Origin of the sequence: Bradyrhizobium sp. 956_D2_N1_4, from assembly GCF_052076025.1 — a bacterium.
Lineage (GTDB): Bacteria > Pseudomonadota > Alphaproteobacteria > Rhizobiales > Xanthobacteraceae > Bradyrhizobium > Bradyrhizobium barranii.
In genome coordinates, this window is sequence record NZ_CP197237.1 from 6,787,762 (window position 1) to 6,806,899 (window position 19,138).

A 19,138-nucleotide genomic window follows, 5' to 3' on the forward strand; every position below is an offset into this window, starting at 1 on the left:
ACCGCTCCGTGCTTACGTTCCAAAATTCTTCTGGATCGCCTTGTCGAGCGTCTCACCGCCGACGAAGCGCTGGCGCAATTCGCGCTTGAGCAGCTTGCCGCTCGGGTTCTTCGGCAGGCTGTCGACGAAGATGACGCGCTTGGGCACCTTGAAATGCGCCATCTGGCCGGCGCAGTGCTTGATGACGGCGTCCTCATCCAGCGTCTCGCCGGTCTTGACCACGACGATCGCGGTCACCGCCTCGATCCAGCGCGGATCGGGCAGGCCGACCACGGCAACCTCGGACACCGCGGGGATGCGGTAGACCATCTCCTCGACCTCGCGGCTCGCGACATTCTCGCCGCCGGTCTTGATCATGTCCTTGACGCGGTCGACCACGGTGATGTGGCCGTCTTCATCGACGGTGGCGAGATCGCCGGAGTGAAACCAACCGCCGCTGAATGCCGCCGCGGTCTTCACGGGGTCATTGTAATAGCCGGAGAGCAGATGCGGCGAGCGATGCACGATCTCGCCGACCTCGCCGACCTTCACATCATCCATTGCCGTGTTGACCACGCGCGTCTCGACATTGAGCACGGGCTTGCCGGCCGAGCCGGCCTTGCGCAGCTGGTCCTCCGGCCGCAGCACGGTCGCCAGCGGCGCGATCTCGGTCTGGCCGTAGAAATTCCAGAATTTGACGTTGGGCAAGCGGCGCTGCAGCTCGAGCAGCACCTCCACGGGCATGATCGAGGCGCCGTAATAACCCTTCTGAAGCGTCGACAAATCGGTCTTGTCGAAATTCGGCGAGCGCAGCATCGCGATCCAGATCGTCGGCGGCGCGAAGAACGAGGTGATCTTGTGGGCCTGGATCAGCGCCAGGATGTTGTCGGCGGTCGGCTTGCCCGTGATCACGCCGGAGGCGCCGAGATAGATCTGCGGCCCCAGGAAGACGTCGAGCTGGGCGCAGTGATAGAGCGGCAGCGCGTGCAGGAACTTGTCGTCCGCGCTCATGCCGCCGTCGATGATGCAGCTGACGTACTGCCACATCACGGCTTCATGGGTCAGCATCGCGCCCTTGGGCAGCGATTCCGTGCCGCTGGTGTAGACGATCTGTGCGAGATCGCGGCTGTCGACGGATGCCTCCAGGAACGACCCGTCGGGGCTGAGGAGATCGTCGAAAGTGGTGATGTCCGCGGGCGACGTGGCCGGATCCTCGCCCGGCAGCCAGATCATCTTCTCGACCGCGCAATCCCTGGCGCTTGCGGCCTTTGCCGGCTCGACGAAATCGGGACCGGTCGCAAGCAGCTTCGCGCCGGAGCTTTTCAGGATGAAATTGATCTCATCCGGGTTGAGCATGAAATTGATCGGCACCAGCACCGCACCGATCCGCGCCAGCGCGAAGCGCAACGCCGCAAACGCATGCGAATTGCGCGAGAGCACGGCAACGCGATCGCCCTTGCTGACGCCGAGCCCGAGCAGGCCGCGGCCGAGCCGGTTGCAGATCGCGTCCATCTCGGCGAACGTCCAGTTCACATCGCCGCAGCTCACTGCAAGCTTGTTCGGCTCGCGCCCCGCCGAACGGCGCAAGAGGTCGCCGATGGAGTGCTCGCGCGCTTTCGAGATGGTAGCCGCGATGTCGCCGGTCATGTGTTCCTCCGTATGATGTCTTTATTCGCCGGATTTCTTGGCTGAAATCTTGCGTCTTCCTCAGGCGCCTATCTGCGCCGGGCCGCCTGGGCGTGCTCCATGTACATGTGCTCGACCGACCGATCGAGCGAGGCGATTTTCTCGAAACCGCGCCGCCAGTCCTGCAAGTGCCGGCGCGTCCAGAGCACGCCCGCCTCGCGGTCGCGGCGGCGGATCGCGTCGATCAGATGGCGGTGCGCGGCGACGAGGCGTGGGCCGCCTTCGGCAACGCCGGTCACGATCATCTCTGTGGTCGGATAGAACAGCTGCGCCGCCGGCTCGCGTGCGAGCTGGAGCACGCGGTTCTGCGAGGCCTTGGCGACCAGCACGTGGAATTCGGCATCGCATTCGGCAAGTGTGGCGGGATCGCCGACCACGGCCTCGCTGCGCACGAGATTGTTGGTGAGCTCGGCGAGGTTCTCTTCGGTCGCGCGCTCCACCGCGCCTTCGATGCTCGCCACCTCTAGCGTCATCGAGGCCTCGTAGAGCTCGCGGAACGTCACCTCGTGCAGCACCAGTGCGCGGCTGAGGCGGCTGGCGAGCTTGGTGTAGCGCGGCAGGCAGGCGTGCAGACGGCGCGAGGAATCGCGGCTGATCAAGCCACCCTCCTCCAGCACGCGGATGCCTTCGCGAATGGTCGAGCGGTTGACACCGAACTGGCGCACCAGATCATGCTCGGTGCCTATGGGATCGCCGGGCTTGATGCGCCCATTGACGATTTCGCGCTCGATGGCGTCGGCGACTTTCTGATAGGCCGGCGCGACATCGATCGGACGGAAGAGCGGCGAAACCGGCACGATAGCCCCCAATGGCGATTGTCCGACAAACTATAGGATCGCCGCGAAGACGCGTCAAACTGCGTCATTCATGCCGCAGATGCAGCAAATTGACTCCTGGGGAACCTCGCTCTAACTTTGTCGGACAAAGGGACAGAATAGTCCCGTACAAGAGGAAACGTATCCATGAGACCTATCGCAGCACTCGTGTCTGCGGCCGGCTTGCTGTCGGCTGCCCTGATCGTCCCCGCCTCCGCCCAGCAGACCCCGCTCAAGATCGGCGTGCTCTCCGACTTCTCCTCGGTCTATTCCGACATCGGCGGCCAGGGGAATGTCGAGGCCACCAAGATGGCGATCGAGGATTTTGGCGGCCAGATGTTCGGCAAGCCAATCGACATGGTCGCGGCCGACGTGCTCAACAAGCCCGACGTCGCCTCCACCATCGCGCGCAAATGGTGGGAGACCGAGGGCGTCGACATGATCATCGACCTGCCGACCTCGGCCACCGCGCTCGCGGTGATGGAGCTGTCCAAGCAGTACGAGAAGGTGATGATCGTGACCGATGCGGCAAGCTCCGACATCACCGGAAAATCCTGCTCGCCCTACACCGCGCACTGGACCTACGACACCTATTCCAACGCCCACACCGTCGGCAGCGCCATCGTCAAGAACGGCGGCGACAGCTGGTTCTTCCTCACCGCGGACTACGTGTTCGGTCATTCGATCGAGCGCGACACCGGCGATGTGGTAAAGGCAGCCGGCGGCAAGGTGCTCGGCAGCGTCAAGCATCCGCTCAACACGGCCGATTTCTCGTCATTCCTGCTGCAGGCCCAGGCCTCCAAGGCCAAGATCATCGGGCTCGCCAACGGCGGCGGCGACACCATCAACGCGATCAAGCAGGCCGGCGAGTTCGGCATCGTCGCCGGCGGCCAGAACCTGGCTGCGATCGTGATGTTCATCTCCGACGTGCACAGCCTGGGGCTCAAGCTCGCGCAGGGCCTGATCATCACCGAGGCCTATTACTGGGACCTCAATGACAAGACCCGCGCCTTCGGCAAGCGTTTCCAGGAGCGCATCAAGCGCATGCCGACGATGAACCAGGCCGCGACCTACAGCGCCACGCTGCACTACCTCAAGGCCGTGCAGGCCGCCGGCACCAAGGACACCAAGACCGTGATGGCCAAGATGCGCGAGCTGCCGGTGAAGGATGCCTTCACCGACAACGGCACACTCCGCGAGGACGGCCGCATGGTGCACAGCATGTTCCTGTTCCAGGTGAAGAAGCCCGAGGAATCCAAGGGCCCGTGGGACTATTACAAGCTGCTCGCCGAAGTGCCGGCCGACCAGGCCTTCCGGCCGCTGAAGGACGGCGGCTGTCCGCTGGTGAAGTAACGCTGACGATGACGGACCTGCATCGCCGCGCGCGGTGCAGGTTCTCTAGCGCCGTCGCAGGTCGGACGGGCTGTGGCCGAACTTCCTGCGGAACACCGTGCTGAAATGGGACGAACTGCTGAAGCCCAGCTGATAGGCGACTTCAGTGATCGACAGCGAGCGCAACTCGGGACGGGTCAGCACATCGTAGCAGCGCTGCAGCCGGCGATCCAAAATCCATTCGGACACCGAGACATCGGTCAGCCGAAAGAGATAATGCAGATGCCTGAGCGAGACGCCATTGCTCTTCGCAATCTTCTCCAGCGACAGATCCGCATCGGTGAGGTGCGCCTCGATCCAGGCCTTGACCGAGCGCAGGCGGGCCTGCGCAGCGCTCGCATCCTCGGAGAATTCGTCCCGCTCGCCCATGTCGAGCGCGAGCGCCAACACGTCCATCAGCTCACCGCCCAATCGCGTTCTCGCGGTCTCGTCCAGCGGCGCGCCCTCCGCGGCGAGCGTCGCGCAGAACTCGGCGGCAATCCGGCCAAGTCCGCGGCTCGTCGCCATCGTCGTGACGACCGGCAGCCGTCCCTCGCTGAAGCGCGCCGAAAATTCCGCGCGCGGGATTTCCAGATAGAGCGATCGTACCTTGCCGACGCATTCGAGATCATAGGCCTCGGAGGCCGAGAAGATCGCGCTCACGCCGGGATTCGACAGCAGGGTCTGGCCGGCCTGAAGCACGTTGACCCGGCCCTGCTGGACGAATTCGACGTAGTAGCAATCCTTGTCGAGCTTTGCGATATGCCGTTCGCGGCGCGAGATGCGCTGCTCCGACAGCAGGACGTCGGTCATCGTCACGGCGCCGAACCGCGCCTCGCGAATGAAGCCGTGATAGTCGGACCGCTCCTCGGCGTTCACGTCGACATGGACGTAGACGTCGCAGATCGCGCCTTGCCACGCGGCGTAGCGTTTGGACGGCTCCAGATCGTCTGTCGAAAACACCAGGTTCATCGTCCGCCCATCCGTTGCGCCGCCATGATGAACGTCGTTTGTGCATCGCACAAGCTGGCCACGCATCGAGATTCTAGAGGGCCGCCGCCTACACGCAAGACCGTTTGCGCGGAGAAGCAAAAGCTTTGCGCTCCGGAGCAAGCCGCGCTCCGGCATGTGGCCTATGAAGAACAAAAAGCAGTCCACAAAATAGGCGGGAAACGTTCGCTTGCGTCAGGTCCAGTCAACTGCTGCACAGCTTGCCGTGCCGCCCGAATGGCGATGCCCGTGAGCAGGGCCTTGTCATCGCAAATCACAACGCGGTTCACGCAGCCGGTCAAAACCATCGCCGATATCGAGGCGTTGGAGCAGAGGCCTTACGATTCGCTGGTCCCTTCCCGCAATCTGCTCGATCTCTTCGAAGCCACGGCGCAACTGCATCCCGATCGGCCCGCACTGACGGTGCTGACCAAAGGCTCGCGCGAGCCGGGTGACGCGACGCTGACGCACCGTCAATTGCTTGCGGAGATCATCCGCGCGGCCAATCTGTTCCGGTCGCACGGGATCGGCGAGAGCGGCGGGACCGCCGCGTTCCTCTGTCCGATCCTGCCGCCACTGTTCCCCGCATTGCTCGGCGCCCAGGTCGCGGGCGTCGCCAGCTCGATCAACTATCTCCTGAACGAAGACGCAATCGCCGACCTGCTCGAGGCGCAGAATGCGACGGTGCTGGTGATCCCGGCCGAAGTGGCCGATCGCGCGATCTGGGCCAAGGCGGCCAACGTCGCGAAACGCGTGCCGTCGCTGAAGACCATTTTTGTGATGGGCGCGAACGGTCCGCTGCCTGGAGGATTTCTAAACTTCAATGAGACGGCCGCGAGCGCGCGCGGCACACTGGACTTCGCACCTTCGACCGATCGCAATGCGATCTGCGCCCTCTTCCACACCGGCGGAACGACCGGACGGCCGAAGCTCGTTCGCCTCACGCATGGAAACCAGATTCATGCCGCCTGGAGTTTCGCCCAGGTTCACGGATTGGATGAAACCGACGCCGCCGTGAACGGTTTTCCGCTGTTTCACGTCGGCGGCACCATGACGCTCGGCCTGTCGATCCTCGCTGCCGGCGGTCATGTGATCATTCCCTCGCCGTACAGCCTCAGAAGTCCCGAAGCGATTCGCGACTATTGGCACACCGTGGAGCGGTTTCGCGCGACCATCGTGAGCGGAGTGCCGACTTCGATTGCCGCTCTTGCCGAGGTGCCGATCGGGTCCTCCGATGTCAGCACCGTTCGCATGGCGCTCACCGGCGGGGCCGTGGCTCCCAAGGCTGTCAGCGACAGGTTTCAGGCGCGGACCGGGATTACCTTGTTCGAGACCTATGGCATGACGGAAACCGCAGCGGCGATCGCATTCAATCCTGGGCGCGGGACGCCCGTGCAAGGCAGCGTCGGCTTCAGGGCGCCGTTCGCAAAGGCCAAAATCGTCGCGCTGGCCGATGCCGAACTGAAGACAGAGTGTCCGCCTCTCACCAGCGGTCTTGTCCTCGTGAGGGGACCGCAGGTGTTTCCCGGATACGTCGATCCCCAGCACGACAAGGGCGTACTCACCGACGACCACTGGATCGTCACCGGCGACGTCGGCTATCTCACCCCGGATCAACGCCTCGTGCTGACGGGGCGCGAGAAGGACCTCATCGTACGAAGCGGCCACAACATCGACCCTGCCGCAATCGAGGACGTCGCGAACACCTTCCCCGGTGTCCAGATGAGCTCGGCCGTCGGCATGCCCGACGCCTACGCGGGAGAGGTTCCAGTTCTCTTCGTGGTGCCCTCCCCCGGACAGACAATCGATCTGGCGCAATTGCGCGAGCATCTCGAACACAACGTCAATGAGCCTCCTGCGAGGCCAAAGCGCGTCGTCCTGCTCGAAGCTCTTCCGGTTACCGCCGTCGGGAAGATCTTCAAGCCCACGCTTCGCGATCTCGCCGTCCGGGAAAAGGTCAGGACCGAGATCGATCGCATCTTCGGCCCCGACACCGCGGCAGATATCCTCGTCGAGAAAGACGAGAAGCTCAACACAGTCGTCAGCATCTCGGTCCATTCCGGTGATCTGGATCGAACAAAGATGCTCGTCGAAAGCCTTGCAACGCTTCCACAAACCTATCGCATCGAGAACCGATCGTCCTGACGGTCGCGCAACAGCCGGGTCGAAGAAAGGCAAGACGGGGATGAAGCGCTTTCGTTTCAATCAGCAAGAGATCGTCTTCGCAGTCTTTGCGCTGCTGTTCCTTGTGTTTTCGATCTTCCTGCGCGGCTTTCTGACGGCGGACAACATGCTGACGCTGCTCCAGAACGTGGCAGTGCTCGGCATCCTCGGCCTTGCCATGGCAATCGTCGTGATCGGACGCGGCATCGACATCTCGCTGATCGCAGCTCTCGCGGTGCCGCCGGGACTGGTGCTCCAGATGGTGCAGAACGGTCATTCGCTACCGGCCTCGCTGCTGACCGCCGTCCTGCTCACGATTGCCTTTGGCCTCGTCAACGGCTGGCTGATCGCCTATGCCGAAGTCCCTTCGCTGTTTGCGACGCTGGCAACGGGCCTGTTGCTGGCCGGGCTCGGGCAGACCGCGCTGTTCCAGCTCGACGTCGTGCAATGGAGCCCGGGCATGGACGGCTTCGAGCGGCTCGGACAGGGCACCATTCTCGGCATTCCGACGTCGATCTGGATGTTCGCAATCGCCTGCATCGTGGTCGCGTTCCTGCTGCGCCAGACGCGCTGGGGCGCCTATATCTATGCGATCGGCGACAACCCCTACGCCGCGCGTGTCACCGGCATTCCCTCACGCCCGATCATCGTCCTGCAATATGTGATCACCGCCCTGATCGGCTGCTTTGCCGGCCTCGTGATGGCGGCATCCGTCAACTCGATGCCGACCCGCATCTTCAACTCGACGCTCATCTATGACGTCATCCTGGTCGTCGTGCTTGGCGGCATCGGGCTTTCGGGCGGCCGTGGCGGCGTGCTCAACGTCGTCATCGGCACGCTCGTGATCGGAACGATGCTCAACGGCATGACCATCATGGACATCTCCTACGCCGGGCAGAATCTCATCAAGGGCGTGGTGCTGCTGCTCGCCGTGATCACGGATTCCTTCCTGAATCCGCGCAACGAGGAAACGGCACAACAGGGCGACATCTGAGCGATCCAACAATAACGACAACCACAACGAAGGAGGAAGCAATGAAGCATTTCGGCAACCCGACAAAGGCACTTGTGGCCGCACTGGGTCTCGCGGCAATGACCGCGCCGGCCCTCGCCCAGCAGGGTCTGGACGAGCCGTTCCAGAAGCCGTTCAAGGAGGCGCTGGCCGGCAAGACCGTGGCCTATGTGCCGGTCGCCATGAACTTCGACCTCACGGAGGGCTGGTATGCCGGACTGAAGAAGGAGCTCGAGCCGTTCGGCGTCAAGTTCGTGATCCGCGACGCCAACTGGAACACCAATGCCGGCGCGCAGGCCGTGACATCGCTGATCTCGGAAAAGCCGGCGGTGATGGTGGTTCATAATCCGGACGTGCAGACCTACGCCAAGCTGCTGCAGCGCGCCGAGAACGAAGGCATCTACGTCATCCAGATCAACATGGGTTCTGCCTATCGCAGCTCGGCCTTCGTCGGTGCCAATTGGGTCGAGATCGGCGAACGCCAGACCGAAGGCGTGGTCAAGGCCTGCGAGGGCAAGTCCAACAAGATCGCGATCATCCAGGGTGCGCTGTCGGCCGCCGCGAGCGCCTATACGCTGAAGGGCGTCGAGAACGTGCTCGCCAAGCATCCTGAAATCAAGGTGGTGTCGAGCCAAGCCGCCGATTGGGACGCCGCCAAGGCCAAGGCGATCACCCAAACGGTGCTGAAGCAGAATCCCGATCTCTGCGGCATCGTCGGCTTCTGGGATGGCATGGACATCGGCACCGCGGCGGCGGTCAAGGAAGCCGGCCTCACCGGCAAGGTGTTCGTGGCAACCTCGGGCGGCGGCGAGCGCAAGGGCGCGTGCGAACTGGTGAAGTCGGGCGCATTCGATCTCAACATGAGCTACGACGTGCCGACCCAGGCCGCGCAGATGGCCGGCACCATCAAATGGCTGCTGTCGTCGGGTGTCAAGCCCGGCTCCGTCAAGGGCTCGGAATACACCACGCTGATTCCGATCACCAAAGAGAACGCCGATAGCCAGATGGCCTGCTGGAATCTCAGCGACCTCAAGAAATAATTGTCGCGACGCAAGACCCTGGCGTCCCGGACGATCTCACGTCCGGGACGTGGTCTCGAAACTTGCAAGGTCCCGGAATTCCGATGCGCGACACTCTGACAAGCCTGCGTTACCGCTACTGGCCCGATCATCTCCTCGGTGAAATCCTGTCCAAGCGATGGACCGAGACGGCTATCCCGGTCATCCTCCTCCTGATCGTCGGCCTCGCGCTCAGCCGGTCCATCGACAATTTCCTGTCGCCAGCGAGCCTCGCCGACACCGCGCGGCAGGCTGGAGAGATCGGCTTCATCGCGCTCGGGCTGGCGCTGGTCGTCATCGTCGGCGGCATCGACCTCTCCGTCGGTTCGATCTTCGCACTGACCGATTTCTGTGCCCTCTATCTTCTCGACGTGCTGGGCTGGCCGGTCCCGGCGGTGGTGGCGGCCACCCTGCTTTGCGGTGCGCTGCTCGGCGCCGTCAACGGCATCCTGATCGGATATTTGCGACTGCGGGCCTTCATCACCACGCTGATCACCCTGATCATCTACCGCTCGGCCTACGATCTCCTGATCCAGCGCTACTCCAACGCGATCGCGTCGGCCTTCCCCGACATTCCGTCCTGGGATTTCATCGGCAGCGGCAGCATCTTCGGCATTCCGACCGTGGCGCTTGTCTATATCGTCATCGCCATCTTCGGCCATATCTTCATGACCCGGCTGCGCCCGGGCTGGCACATCACCGCGATCGGCGGCTCGCGTCGTTCAGCTTACAATTCCGGCATTCCCGTCCGCCGCACCATCGCGCTCTGCTACGTCGCAAGCGGTGTGCTCACCAGCATCGGTGCGCTGTTCTTCGCGTCCCGGCTCGGCACCGTCGGTGGCGACATCGGCGTTGGCCTGGAGGTGATCGTTCTGACCGCGACGGTGCTGGGCGGCATCACGCTCGGCGGCGGCAAGGGCTCGGTCGCCAAATCGGCGGTCGGGGTGCTGATCGTGCTCCTGATCACCAATGGCCTGACGACCATGAATGCACGTGGCGGCGTCAACCGGATGGCGCTTGCCGGCATCCTGCTCGTTGCTGCCATGGTCGACATCCGCTGGCAGAAGAATCGGACGCGCATCATCAGTAAGGTCTACGTGGCCCCCACCTATCACGCGCTGCCGCCACCGCCGCCGACCGAGATCGGGCAAGGCGGCCCGTTCGAGCAGAACGACAAGCTGCGCAACGTCGAGTCGATCGGCCTCGGCCGCATCGAGGCGCCGGAGGACGTCATCCTCGATCGCCACGACAATCTCTATGCGGGTTCGCGCCATGGCGACATCATGCGCTTTCTCGCACCCGACTATCAGAAGATGGAGGTGTTCGCCCATATCGGCGGCCAACCGCTCGGCATGGCCTTCGACCGCGAGGACAATCTCTACGTCTGCATCGGCGGCATGGGGCTCTACCGGATCAAGCCCGACGGCACGGTGGAAAAGGCGACCGACGAGACCAATCGCAGCATGCGTTCGGTCAACGATGACAGCCGCCTGCGGCTCGCCGACGATCTCGACATCACCGACGACGGGCTGATCTTCTTCTCGGAAGCCACCGTGCGTTACGAAATGGACGAGTGGCCGATCGACGGCCTCGAGGCGCGCGGCAATGGCCGCATCATCTCCTACGACACCAAGACCGGCGTGACGCGCACCGAACTGCGCGGCCTCAAATTCCCCAACGGCATCTGCGTCGCCAGCGACGGCCAGTCGATTCTATTCGCCGAAACCTTCGGCTGCTCGATCAAGCGCTACTACTTCGCCGGGCCAAAGAAGGGCAAGGTCGAGGTCGTCATGGACAATCTGCCGGGCTACCCCGACAACATCAACCTCGCCTCCGACGGCAATTACTGGCTGGCGCTGGTCGGCATGCGCAGCCCCTCGCTCGACCTCGCCTGGAAGATGCCCGGCTTCCGCCGCCGCATGGGCAAGCGCGTTCCGGTCGATGAGTGGCTATTCCCCAACATCAACACCGGCTGCGTGGTCAAGTTCAACGAGCAGGGCAAGATCGTCGAATCGTTCTGGGACCTGCGCGGCGAAAACCATCCGATGATCACCTCGATGCGCGAGCATCGCGGCTATCTCTATCTCGGCGGCATCCTCAACAACCGGATCGGCCGCTACAAGCTCGACAATGCCGATCCGAACTTCGTCCAGTACGACAAGCGATGGGGGAAGCAATCGTGATCGCGGCCGTCAGGGAGTTCGCCAACCGCTTTCTCGGGCGCGGCGACGCCACCATCACCGTACCGTCCTTCGACGGCGCATTGAAGCCCAACCAGAAGCTGGAATCCGCCGAAACCTTGCTGACATGCGAGGCGCCGGAGGATCTCGCCACCGACGGAAGCAACCTCTTCATCGCGGCGGGCCCGCAGCTGATGTCTTTGAATGACGGCACGGCATCGGAGGTGCGCAGCTTCGAGCGGCCGATCTCGGCACTGTGTGCCCTCCCCGGCGGCGGTCTTGCGGTCGCGCTCGGAGGGCGCGAGGTGCGGCTCTACGCAAGCCCCTCGGCCGAGCAGCCAAGCGTGACGTTTGCAGATAGCGCGTTCAATGCCGTCAACGCACTGACGCTCGCGAGCGACAACACGCTGATCGCGACGGACGGCTCGGCGACATGCGGCGTCGATGACTGGGCACGCGATTTGATGGAGCTCAATCGGAGCGGCCGGGTGTTCAAGCTGGATCCCGGCAGCAGGAGCGTGACGCCCCTCGCGCAAGGGCTGGGCCATGCCTTCGGCGCTTGCGCGCATGGCAATGGCGTATTGATCAGCGAGAGCTGGCGCCATCGCCTTGTCTTTGCGACGCCGGGCGCAGCGCCGCGGACCGTGCTCGCTCACCTCCCCGTCTATCCGTCGCGGCTGTCAAAGGCCTCGGGCGGCGGCTACTGGCTCACCGCCTTCACGGCGCGCACCCAGCTGATCGAGTTCGTGTTGCGCGAGCCGGCCTACCGGCGCCGCATGATGGCGGAGATCGATCCAGCATATTGGGTTGCCCCACGCCTGCGCTCGGGTTTCTCGTTCAAGGAGCCGATGCAGGGTGCACACATCAAGACCATGGGCGTGATCAAGCCGTGGGCGCCGCCGCGCTCCTATGGCCTCGTCATCCGACTCGATGCAGATGGCCAGCCGCTCTATTCGCTGCACAGCCGGGTCGACGGCGCCAATCACGGTATCGTCGCGGCGATCGAGATGGCCGGCGATCTCGTCCTGATCGCCAAGGGACCGGGTCGCGTGCTGCGACTGCCGCTGTCCGGTCTTGCCGAGGAGTTCCGCTCATGAGCGACATCGCACTCTCGCTGCGCAAGGCCACAAAACTTTACGCCGGCGTGCCCGCCATCGACGGGGTCGACTTCGATCTGCGCCGCGGCGAAATCCACGCGCTGGTCGGCGAGAACGGCGCCGGCAAATCGACGCTGACCAAGGTGATGGCCGGCGTGGTGACACTGACCTCGGGCACCATGACGATCGACGGCGCCGACGTCGCACCACGGACACCGCTGGAGGCGCGCAATCTCGGCATCGCCATGGTGTTCCAGGAAAACAGCCTGGTGCCGACCATGACTGTCGCGCAGAATCTGTTTCTTGGGCAGGAGAAATTCTATAACCGCCTGCGCGGCATCTACATCGCTGCGCAGCAGTTCCTGCAATCGCTCAATTTCGACGTCACGCCGACCGCCACCGTCGGCGGCCTCGGCGCCGCCAAGAAGCAGATGGTGGAGATCGCGCGCGCGGTTTTGCACCGCGCCAAGGTCATCATCTTCGACGAGCCGACGGCGTCGCTGACGCCGGAAGAGAAGAAATACTTCTTTGACCTCGTCCGCGATCTCAAGAAGCGCGGCGTCTCGATCGTCTTCATCTCACACGCCCTGGAAGAAGCTTTGCTGCTCGCCGACCGCATCACGGTTCTGCGCGACGGCAAGCACGTCGTCACCGACGAGGCCACCAACTTCGACCGCGCGGCGATCGTGCAGGCCATGGTCGGGCGCGACCTCTCCAACACGCTCTACGGTGCGCGAAAGAGCAGCGTGCGGCCGCCCGGCGCGCGCGTGCTCACCGTGCAGAACCTGAAGATGGCGCCGATGGTGAAGAACAATTCGCTGTCGGTGTTCGCCGGGCAGATCACGGGCGTATTCGGCCTCGTCGGGGCCGGCCGCACCGAAACGTTCAAGATCGTCTCCGGCGTGCTGAAGCGCGACTTCTTCCATGGCGGTGAGATCCTGCTGCACGACAAGCCGGTGCGCTACCGGGTGCCGGCGCCGGCGGTGCAGGCCGGCATCGCCTATGTGACTGAAGACCGCAAGGTCGAAGGTTTCTTCGAGACGTCCTCGATCGCACGCAACATCTATCTCGGCCTTCTGTCGAAATTTCCCAAGGGCCGCATGATGCTGTCGCGGCGAGAGAACGAGGCGATCGGCAGGACCTGGATCGAACGGCTCAAGGTTCGCGCGATCGGCAACGACGGCAAGGTGGTCGAGCTTTCCGGCGGCAATCAGCAGAAGGTCGTGATCGCCAAATCGCTGGTTCAGGAGCCCGATCTGATCATCTTCGACGAACCCACGCGCGGCGTCGACGTCGGCGCCATCGTCGAGATCCACGAGTTGATCAACCAGCTCGCCGACGAGGGCAAGGCGGTCGTGGTCATCTCATCCTACCTGCCCGAGATCATGGCGCTCTCCGACCGCATCCTGGTCTCGCGCCAGGGCAAGGTCGTGGAGGAATTCTCCGCATTGGAGGCGACGGAGGAGAGGATCATGTACGCCGCGATTCACTGAGCATGACGGTCTACGGCTTGTGCGCTTTCTGGCGCAGCGCCTCGATGAGACGCAGCTTTAGTTCATCTGCGGCCTTCTGGCTGACGTCCTGGCCGATCTGCGCGCTCGCCTGCGCCAGCGCATCGGACTTTTCCATAAACTTCCGGCCAGCAGGCTGGGCATAGAACGCCTCGATCTGGCGCAGCTCGTCGACGGTGAAGTTTTGGGCATAGAGAGCGGCGATCTGGTCGATCATCGAGGCAAAGAACGGCGCGTAGATGTCGGAGCCCGGCGCCGTCATTGCGTCATAATCGCGCTCGATCTCAGGCCGGTCCTGCGCGACCACGGGTCTCAGCTTGAGCAGGAGCTGCGGGAGCGCCGCGCGATACTGATCTGCGATCTTCAGCGTGGCGACGAGTTTTCGTGCAGCATCCATCGCCTCGGGCGACGGCCCTTGCGCCGACGCGTTGCAGACGAGGAGCAGGAGGGCGCCGGCAATCGTCAACAAAAATCTCGACATGCATCTCTCCCGAAAAATCGTCCCGGCGACGCGACGTGTTCTCAGCGGCGAGCCGGAGCCGCGCCGATGACCGTTACCGGCACGCCTTCGCCGGCGGCCTCCCGCTCGTCGTCGACATCCGTCACCTTGACGAAGAGGCTGGGCACCCGCTCGGCGCGGTCGAGCAGCCACGCCGCCCCGAACATGATGACGAAGCCGGCGAACGAGACGGCGAGTTGCTCCCAGACGCCCCTGGTGAATTGCATCAGGATCCAATGCGCCGAGAACGACAGGAACACGCTGAGGCAAAAGATCGGCAGCGAATGCTGGCCGCAGAGGATGACCGGGTGCAGCCATTTCGAATGCAACGCCTTCCAGTGACGCGGGATGAAATAGGTCATCCAGATCGCCACCGCCAGAAAGTGCGTGAAGCGCAGCATGTCGAGGTCGGTCTTGTCGATCGGGTAGATCGCCTTGATCATCCATTTCGGGATCAGCGCCTCGAGCGCAGGGATGTGCCAGGTCATCACGATCAGGAATGCGAAGGCGAGCCAGGCCGCGGCCAGCGTCATCGCCGCCTTCGACCACACCCATGTTGCGATCTTGTCGATCTGGCCGACGCCACACCAGGCGGCGAACACGAACATCAGCTGCCAGCAGAACGGGTTGAAGTACCAGGTCGTGCCCGGCGGATAGGAGGCGATGTTCCAGTCGAACCGGCGCGCCAACACATACAACACCACGGAGGCAGCCAGCGTCAGGTTCGGCCGGCGCACCAGGCCCCACACGATGAAGGGCGCCGCGAGCACCAGCGTGATGTAGAGCGGCAGCACGTCGAGATTGACCGGCTTGTAGCGCAGCGAAAGCGCCTGACCTATCAGGATGTCCGGATGGTCGAGAAAATTGTGAACGTTGAACTCGTCCGCATACATCGGGTTGTCGAACCTCCTGACCGTGCGCGCGATCTGCGCAGTGAACAGCAGGAACAGCATGATGTGGGCAACGTACATCTCGCCCGCGCGCCGCCACAGCCGCTTCAGCGCGGCGAGAAACCATCCGCCGGCGACGATCGGCCCGTAGATCCAGCCGACCAGATAGCCGGAGATGAAGACGAAAAACTCGGCGGCGTCACTGAAGCCGTAGTTGCGCAAGGTCAGCCAGGCCACGACGTCGTGCGGGATGTGATCGAGGAAGATCATCCACAACCCGACGCCGCGGAAGAGATCGAGCCGCAAATCGCGCTCGACCGGCGCCAACAAAGCTGACTGGTCCCGTGTGCTCATGGCCCCGCCTCGTCCGGTGGGCGTCGCGCCGTCGCGGCGCCGAAAGATCGGATGCTAAAAAATGTAAATCAAAAGTCACCTGGCCCTGCGGCTAGTGCCGACGGTAGCCGACCTTGGCGTCCGTGCAAGGGGCTTCGTCATCGGGGCGCACAGACCGCGTCCGGCAAGTCATGAGACCTTGAACGGCGCCGGCTGGAGGTGGTGGTCCTCCCTGTAAAATGTCGAAAACAACCCCATGCACAGTAGAGACGGTCTCTTAAGTCCTTGCTTTGCCTGCGAAACTCAAACGGCCCGTGGGGCAAAAAATCGGCCCGGCGGTACGATCGCACGCCAGGGAGGGAGCAGGGTCAGGTCAGCTCGCCGCCCCGGGCAAGCATCTCGGTCAGCATCGCCTCGGCCTTGTGCTGGAGCGGCAGCGCGCCGCTCTCGGAGGCGATCGCGATGGCCGCGCGCAAGGCGACGATGATCGCGGCCTTGTTCGCCGCATCCGTCGGCGGCGTCACCACGGCCTCGCCGAGCAGTGCCTCGGCCTCGAGGCCGGAAAACCCCTGCTGGCGAGCGGTGTTGCGCGCCTCGCGCAGCATGTTCTGCGCGGCCTGGACGTCGCCGAGGCGGAAGGTTGCGAGCGCAAGGTAGATCGAGCTGCGCAGCACCGCCGAGGTATAGCCGACCGCCTTCGCCTCCTCGCGCGCCTCGGCCAGCATGCCGCGCGCCCGGTCGAACAGCCCCTGCTCCAGATAGGCGATGCCGAGGTGACAGGCGAGCACCGGCACGAACAGCCGGATGCCGTGCTTCTGCGCCAGCACAAAACCGTCTTCGAGAATGGCAGCGGCCGCGGCCGGCTCGTTGCGCCCGAGCATCAGCCAGCCGCCGCTATAGGCGGCGGCGACGCGGTCGTAGGGGCGGTTGGTCTCTTCCGCGATCGCCGAAGCTTGTTGCTGGAACTGCTCGGCGGCGTCGAGTTCGCCCATGACGGTGTGGGTGAAGCTCTTCATCATGCAGCAGAGGAGGAGTGTGTATTTTGGGGGAGTGGCAAACGGCGCGCTCGCTTCGGGTCCCATGAGATTAGCGCGGCCTTGCGCCAACATCTGCTCCGCTTCGCGATATCGACCGGCGAGAAAATAGGCCTGTCCCAGATTGTATTGTGCAAGGTTGCGCCAACCCGGGTTGCCTGACTTCTCGGCGAGGCCAACGACCTCCTGGCCGAGCGCAACCGCTTCAGTTGGCGTTCCGTAGAAATTCTGTCCACCCGCCATGACGGTCATGGCGGCGACCTTTCTTCCGATGTCGTCAATTCCACTAGCCCGGCGTTCGGCCTCTTTTCCGAGATCGATCCACTCGGCAACCTGACCGGACCAGATGAATGCCATTCGCGCCTCCATCCGGAGGTCAATTGCATCTGCCTCCCGCGAGAGAGTCATCGGCATCTTGTCGAGCGAACTCATAGCGATCCCGAAATAGTCGACCGCATCGGCATACGCCGAGCGCACAAGACATTTCTGCGCGGCACCTCTCCCGTACCCGAACGCTTTCAGCCAATCCTTCGCGCGCATCGCGTGGTAGCAAAGCGTGTCAGGACCGTCGCTCCATGTCTCGTCGCTTTCGAAGGCCGCAAGTATTCGCCCATGTATATTCTCGCGCACCTTTTCGACCATCGACTCGTAGGTCACTTGGCGGACCATCTCGTGCTGGAACTCGATCGAGTCCTCAAGTTCACTATCGATCCTGACGAGGATCTCGGCTCGGTCGAGCGCTCCGAGGCAATCCTGGAGAATGTCTTCGGGCAGCGCGGCGACGTTCCTCAGCATCATCACGCTTGAGCGCGGCCCCAGCGCCGCCGCTATTTGGAGAACCGAGCGCTCCTGCCTTGAGACACGATCGAGCCGCGCCGCAATCACCCCCTGAATGCTGGTAGGGATGCCGAGCTCGTCAATAGGTCGAACGAGCGCAAGGTCACCCCACTGACCGCGAAGCGTGCCACTATCTTTCAGTCCACGGCAGACTTCCTCGAGAAATAGAGGAACGTTGGCAGTATGAGAGATGATCCGGTTCTTCAAATCGGTGTTCATCGCCGACGGTCCGAGCATATCGGCCAACATGGCCAATCCCGAATCGTCATCCAGGGGGCGCATTGCAATCACTTCCGCATGGCAGCGTGCGATCCACTCGGGCATGCCGTTCGGCCTGCTCGTGAGAAAAACTATCAGGTTGGGACTCTGTAACGACGCGATTGCAGCAACAACCGCATCGCTGGCTCGGTCGATCCAGTGCAGGTCCTCGATGAGAAGAACCGTACGCTGTTGAAAGGCCAGGCTTTGCACGATGGCGCAACTTGCATCGGAAATGGCACGCGCGCGCGCGTAAGGCTCCAGCTCACTCCAGCGATGATCCGCGACCGGAATATCCAATATGGAATCGATCGCGAGCTGATGGATTGCCGGCAACTCCTTTCGGATGTCGACCAGACTATCCGAATCTCTGGCGGCAACTTCGAAGATCGAAAGTATGGCGCGCTTGAGCGCGCTGAACGGCACGCCCTGAAGGTTCGGACTACACTCGGCGTCAATCAGCCGCCAGCCATCGGCCTTGAGCTCCTGGGCGAACTCATGCGCGAGCCGCGATTTTCCGATGCCTGCATCGCCGATCAGCAGGACCGTCTGCCGGCTTGCACTGGACCTCTCCGCGGCACGTGCCAAAAGGGCCCGCTCAGTCGTGCGATCGACAAACCGCGAAACGCTCCGCGCTCGTCGCACCCGCCAGCTTGAAAGGTCGCTCGCTCCGACGACACGGTAGACCGGCAGCGGCTCGTTGAAACCGCGCAGCACCTTGCGACCCAAGGCTTCGAATCGGACATGTCCATCCGCGAGTTTCTGGCAGGCCTCCGACACGTAGATCTGATTGGCCTCGGCCGCGGCCTCCAGCCTCGCGGCAAGATGCTGAGCGGCTCCTCCGATCTCGTAGACCTTGGAAAACTCGCTGGCGACCATATAGGCGACGACGTGCCCCGAATGGAGGCCGACCCGAACCTGAAGTCCGGGATCGCCAAGACTGCCGACCCGCCGGACAAGCTCGATGGCCGCATGGCAGGCCAGCGGAGCATGGTTGTCGTCGGCGATCGGGGCACCAAAGACAGCGGCCAAGCCGTCCCCCAACTCCTTGCTGACGATGCCGCCAAACTGGCGTACCGCGCCCCTCATGGCCGCCAGCGCTGGCTCCAGGCGTGAGACGGCCTCCTCCGGCTCCAATTCGGCAACAAGCCCTGTGGAGTCGATGACGTCGGCTCGGAGAATTGTCACAAACCGCCGCTCGCTGTCGGGATCAGCACGCCGACGTACCGCCGCCCCACACTTGGAGCACCAGCTATCGTCCGAATCAATCGCCGACTGGCACGCGAAGCAATGCATTCCTGCGCCTTCAAGGATCGCGGCGTCGCTGTCGTCCAGCGCCCGCGAGCAACTCGTGGTAAGAATACCTATCAAGAACCGCTTAGCAATCGGACTTGCCCATCGCCGTTAGCGGAGCACGGTGCGGTT

At 63.3% G+C, this 19,138-nt stretch carries 13 protein-coding genes; 7 read left to right on the forward strand and 6 right to left on the reverse strand.

What is annotated here, in order from left to right:
• Positions 1-12: 12 nt before the first annotated feature.
• The gene (locus tag AB7535_RS32130; protein ID WP_231143860.1) at positions 13-1,626 is read right to left on the reverse strand and encodes an acyl-CoA synthetase; all 1,614 of its coding nucleotides are present in this window, start codon (positions 1,624-1,626) and stop codon (positions 13-15) included.
• A gap of 68 nt (positions 1,627-1,694) precedes the next feature.
• Complete coding sequence (locus AB7535_RS32135) at positions 1,695-2,462, reverse strand: FadR/GntR family transcriptional regulator (RefSeq protein WP_231143859.1); 768 nt, start codon at positions 2,460-2,462, stop codon at positions 1,695-1,697.
• A 165-nt stretch (positions 2,463-2,627) separates the two neighbouring features.
• Between AB7535_RS32135 and AB7535_RS32140 the strand changes: the two genes are divergently transcribed.
• Complete coding sequence (locus AB7535_RS32140; protein ID WP_354113449.1) at positions 2,628-3,833, forward strand: ABC transporter substrate-binding protein; 1,206 nt, start codon at positions 2,628-2,630, stop codon at positions 3,831-3,833.
• Between the two features lie 45 nt (positions 3,834-3,878).
• Here the strand turns inward: AB7535_RS32140 and AB7535_RS32145 are convergent, their stop codons facing one another.
• On the reverse strand, positions 3,879-4,823 hold the full coding sequence (locus AB7535_RS32145; protein ID WP_231143857.1) for a helix-turn-helix domain-containing protein: 945 nt from the start codon (positions 4,821-4,823) through the stop codon (positions 3,879-3,881).
• Between the two features lie 279 nt (positions 4,824-5,102).
• Here AB7535_RS32145 and AB7535_RS32150 point away from each other — a divergent pair, with 279 nt between their 5' ends.
• From AB7535_RS32150 to AB7535_RS32175, 6 genes are all read left to right on the forward strand, one after another.
• Positions 5,103-6,986, forward strand: a complete 1,884-nt coding sequence (locus tag AB7535_RS32150) for an AMP-binding protein (protein WP_231143856.1) — start codon at positions 5,103-5,105, stop codon at positions 6,984-6,986.
• A gap of 40 nt (positions 6,987-7,026) precedes the next feature.
• On the forward strand, positions 7,027-7,998 hold the full coding sequence (locus tag AB7535_RS32155; protein WP_166078254.1) for an ABC transporter permease: 972 nt from the start codon (positions 7,027-7,029) through the stop codon (positions 7,996-7,998).
• A 41-nt stretch (positions 7,999-8,039) separates the two neighbouring features.
• The gene (locus AB7535_RS32160; RefSeq protein ID WP_231143855.1) at positions 8,040-9,056 is read left to right on the forward strand and encodes a sugar ABC transporter substrate-binding protein; all 1,017 of its coding nucleotides are present in this window, start codon (positions 8,040-8,042) and stop codon (positions 9,054-9,056) included.
• 83 nt (positions 9,057-9,139) lie between these two features.
• Positions 9,140-11,257, forward strand: a complete 2,118-nt coding sequence (locus AB7535_RS32165) for an ABC transporter permease (protein ID WP_231143854.1) — start codon at positions 9,140-9,142, stop codon at positions 11,255-11,257.
• Positions 11,254-12,351, forward strand: a complete 1,098-nt coding sequence (locus AB7535_RS32170; RefSeq protein WP_231145479.1) for a strictosidine synthase family protein — start codon at positions 11,254-11,256, stop codon at positions 12,349-12,351. Before AB7535_RS32165 ends, AB7535_RS32170 begins: the two co-directional genes overlap by 4 nt.
• Positions 12,348-13,844 carry a sugar ABC transporter ATP-binding protein gene (locus AB7535_RS32175; RefSeq protein WP_231143853.1) on the forward strand — a complete coding sequence of 499 codons (1,497 nt, stop codon included), beginning with the start codon at positions 12,348-12,350 and terminating at the stop codon, positions 13,842-13,844. The genes AB7535_RS32170 and AB7535_RS32175 overlap by 4 nt, the downstream gene beginning before the upstream one ends.
• Positions 13,845-13,854: 10 nt before the next feature.
• On the opposite strand, the gene AB7535_RS32180 is transcribed toward AB7535_RS32175, so the two are convergent.
• From AB7535_RS32180 to AB7535_RS32190, 3 genes are all read right to left on the reverse strand, one after another.
• Positions 13,855-14,343, reverse strand: a complete 489-nt coding sequence (locus AB7535_RS32180; protein WP_208088978.1) for a DUF2059 domain-containing protein — start codon at positions 14,341-14,343, stop codon at positions 13,855-13,857.
• 41 nt (positions 14,344-14,384) lie between these two features.
• The gene (locus AB7535_RS32185; protein WP_231143852.1) at positions 14,385-15,605 is read right to left on the reverse strand and encodes an OpgC domain-containing protein; all 1,221 of its coding nucleotides are present in this window, start codon (positions 15,603-15,605) and stop codon (positions 14,385-14,387) included.
• A 347-nt stretch (positions 15,606-15,952) separates the two neighbouring features.
• Positions 15,953-19,009 carry an ATP-binding protein gene (locus tag AB7535_RS32190; RefSeq protein ID WP_231145477.1) on the reverse strand — a complete coding sequence of 1,019 codons (3,057 nt, stop codon included), beginning with the start codon at positions 19,007-19,009 and terminating at the stop codon, positions 15,953-15,955.
• Positions 19,010-19,138: the final 129 nt, after the last annotated feature.

What these genes read in the sequence shown, in the direction of transcription:
- AB7535_RS32130 (WP_231143860.1), bottom strand. Translation starts at nt 1,626, where the DNA reads ATGACCGGCGACATCGCGGCTACCATCTCGAAAGCGCGCGAGCACTCC.
- AB7535_RS32140 (WP_354113449.1), top strand. Translation starts at nt 2,628, where the DNA reads ATGAGACCTATCGCAGCACTCGTGTCTGCGGCCGGCTTGCTGTCGGCT.
- AB7535_RS32145 (WP_231143857.1), bottom strand. Translation starts at nt 4,823, where the DNA reads ATGAACCTGGTGTTTTCGACAGACGATCTGGAGCCGTCCAAACGCTAC.
- AB7535_RS32155 (WP_166078254.1), top strand. Translation starts at nt 7,027, where the DNA reads ATGAAGCGCTTTCGTTTCAATCAGCAAGAGATCGTCTTCGCAGTCTTT.
- AB7535_RS32160 (WP_231143855.1), top strand. Translation starts at nt 8,040, where the DNA reads ATGAAGCATTTCGGCAACCCGACAAAGGCACTTGTGGCCGCACTGGGT.
- AB7535_RS32165 (WP_231143854.1), top strand. Translation starts at nt 9,140, where the DNA reads ATGCGCGACACTCTGACAAGCCTGCGTTACCGCTACTGGCCCGATCAT.
- AB7535_RS32175 (WP_231143853.1), top strand. Translation starts at nt 12,348, where the DNA reads ATGAGCGACATCGCACTCTCGCTGCGCAAGGCCACAAAACTTTACGCC.
- AB7535_RS32180 (WP_208088978.1), bottom strand. Translation starts at nt 14,343, where the DNA reads ATGTCGAGATTTTTGTTGACGATTGCCGGCGCCCTCCTGCTCCTCGTC.
- AB7535_RS32185 (WP_231143852.1), bottom strand. Translation starts at nt 15,605, where the DNA reads ATGAGCACACGGGACCAGTCAGCTTTGTTGGCGCCGGTCGAGCGCGAT.
- AB7535_RS32190 (WP_231145477.1), bottom strand. Translation starts at nt 19,009, where the DNA reads ATGCATTGCTTCGCGTGCCAGTCGGCGATTGATTCGGACGATAGCTGG.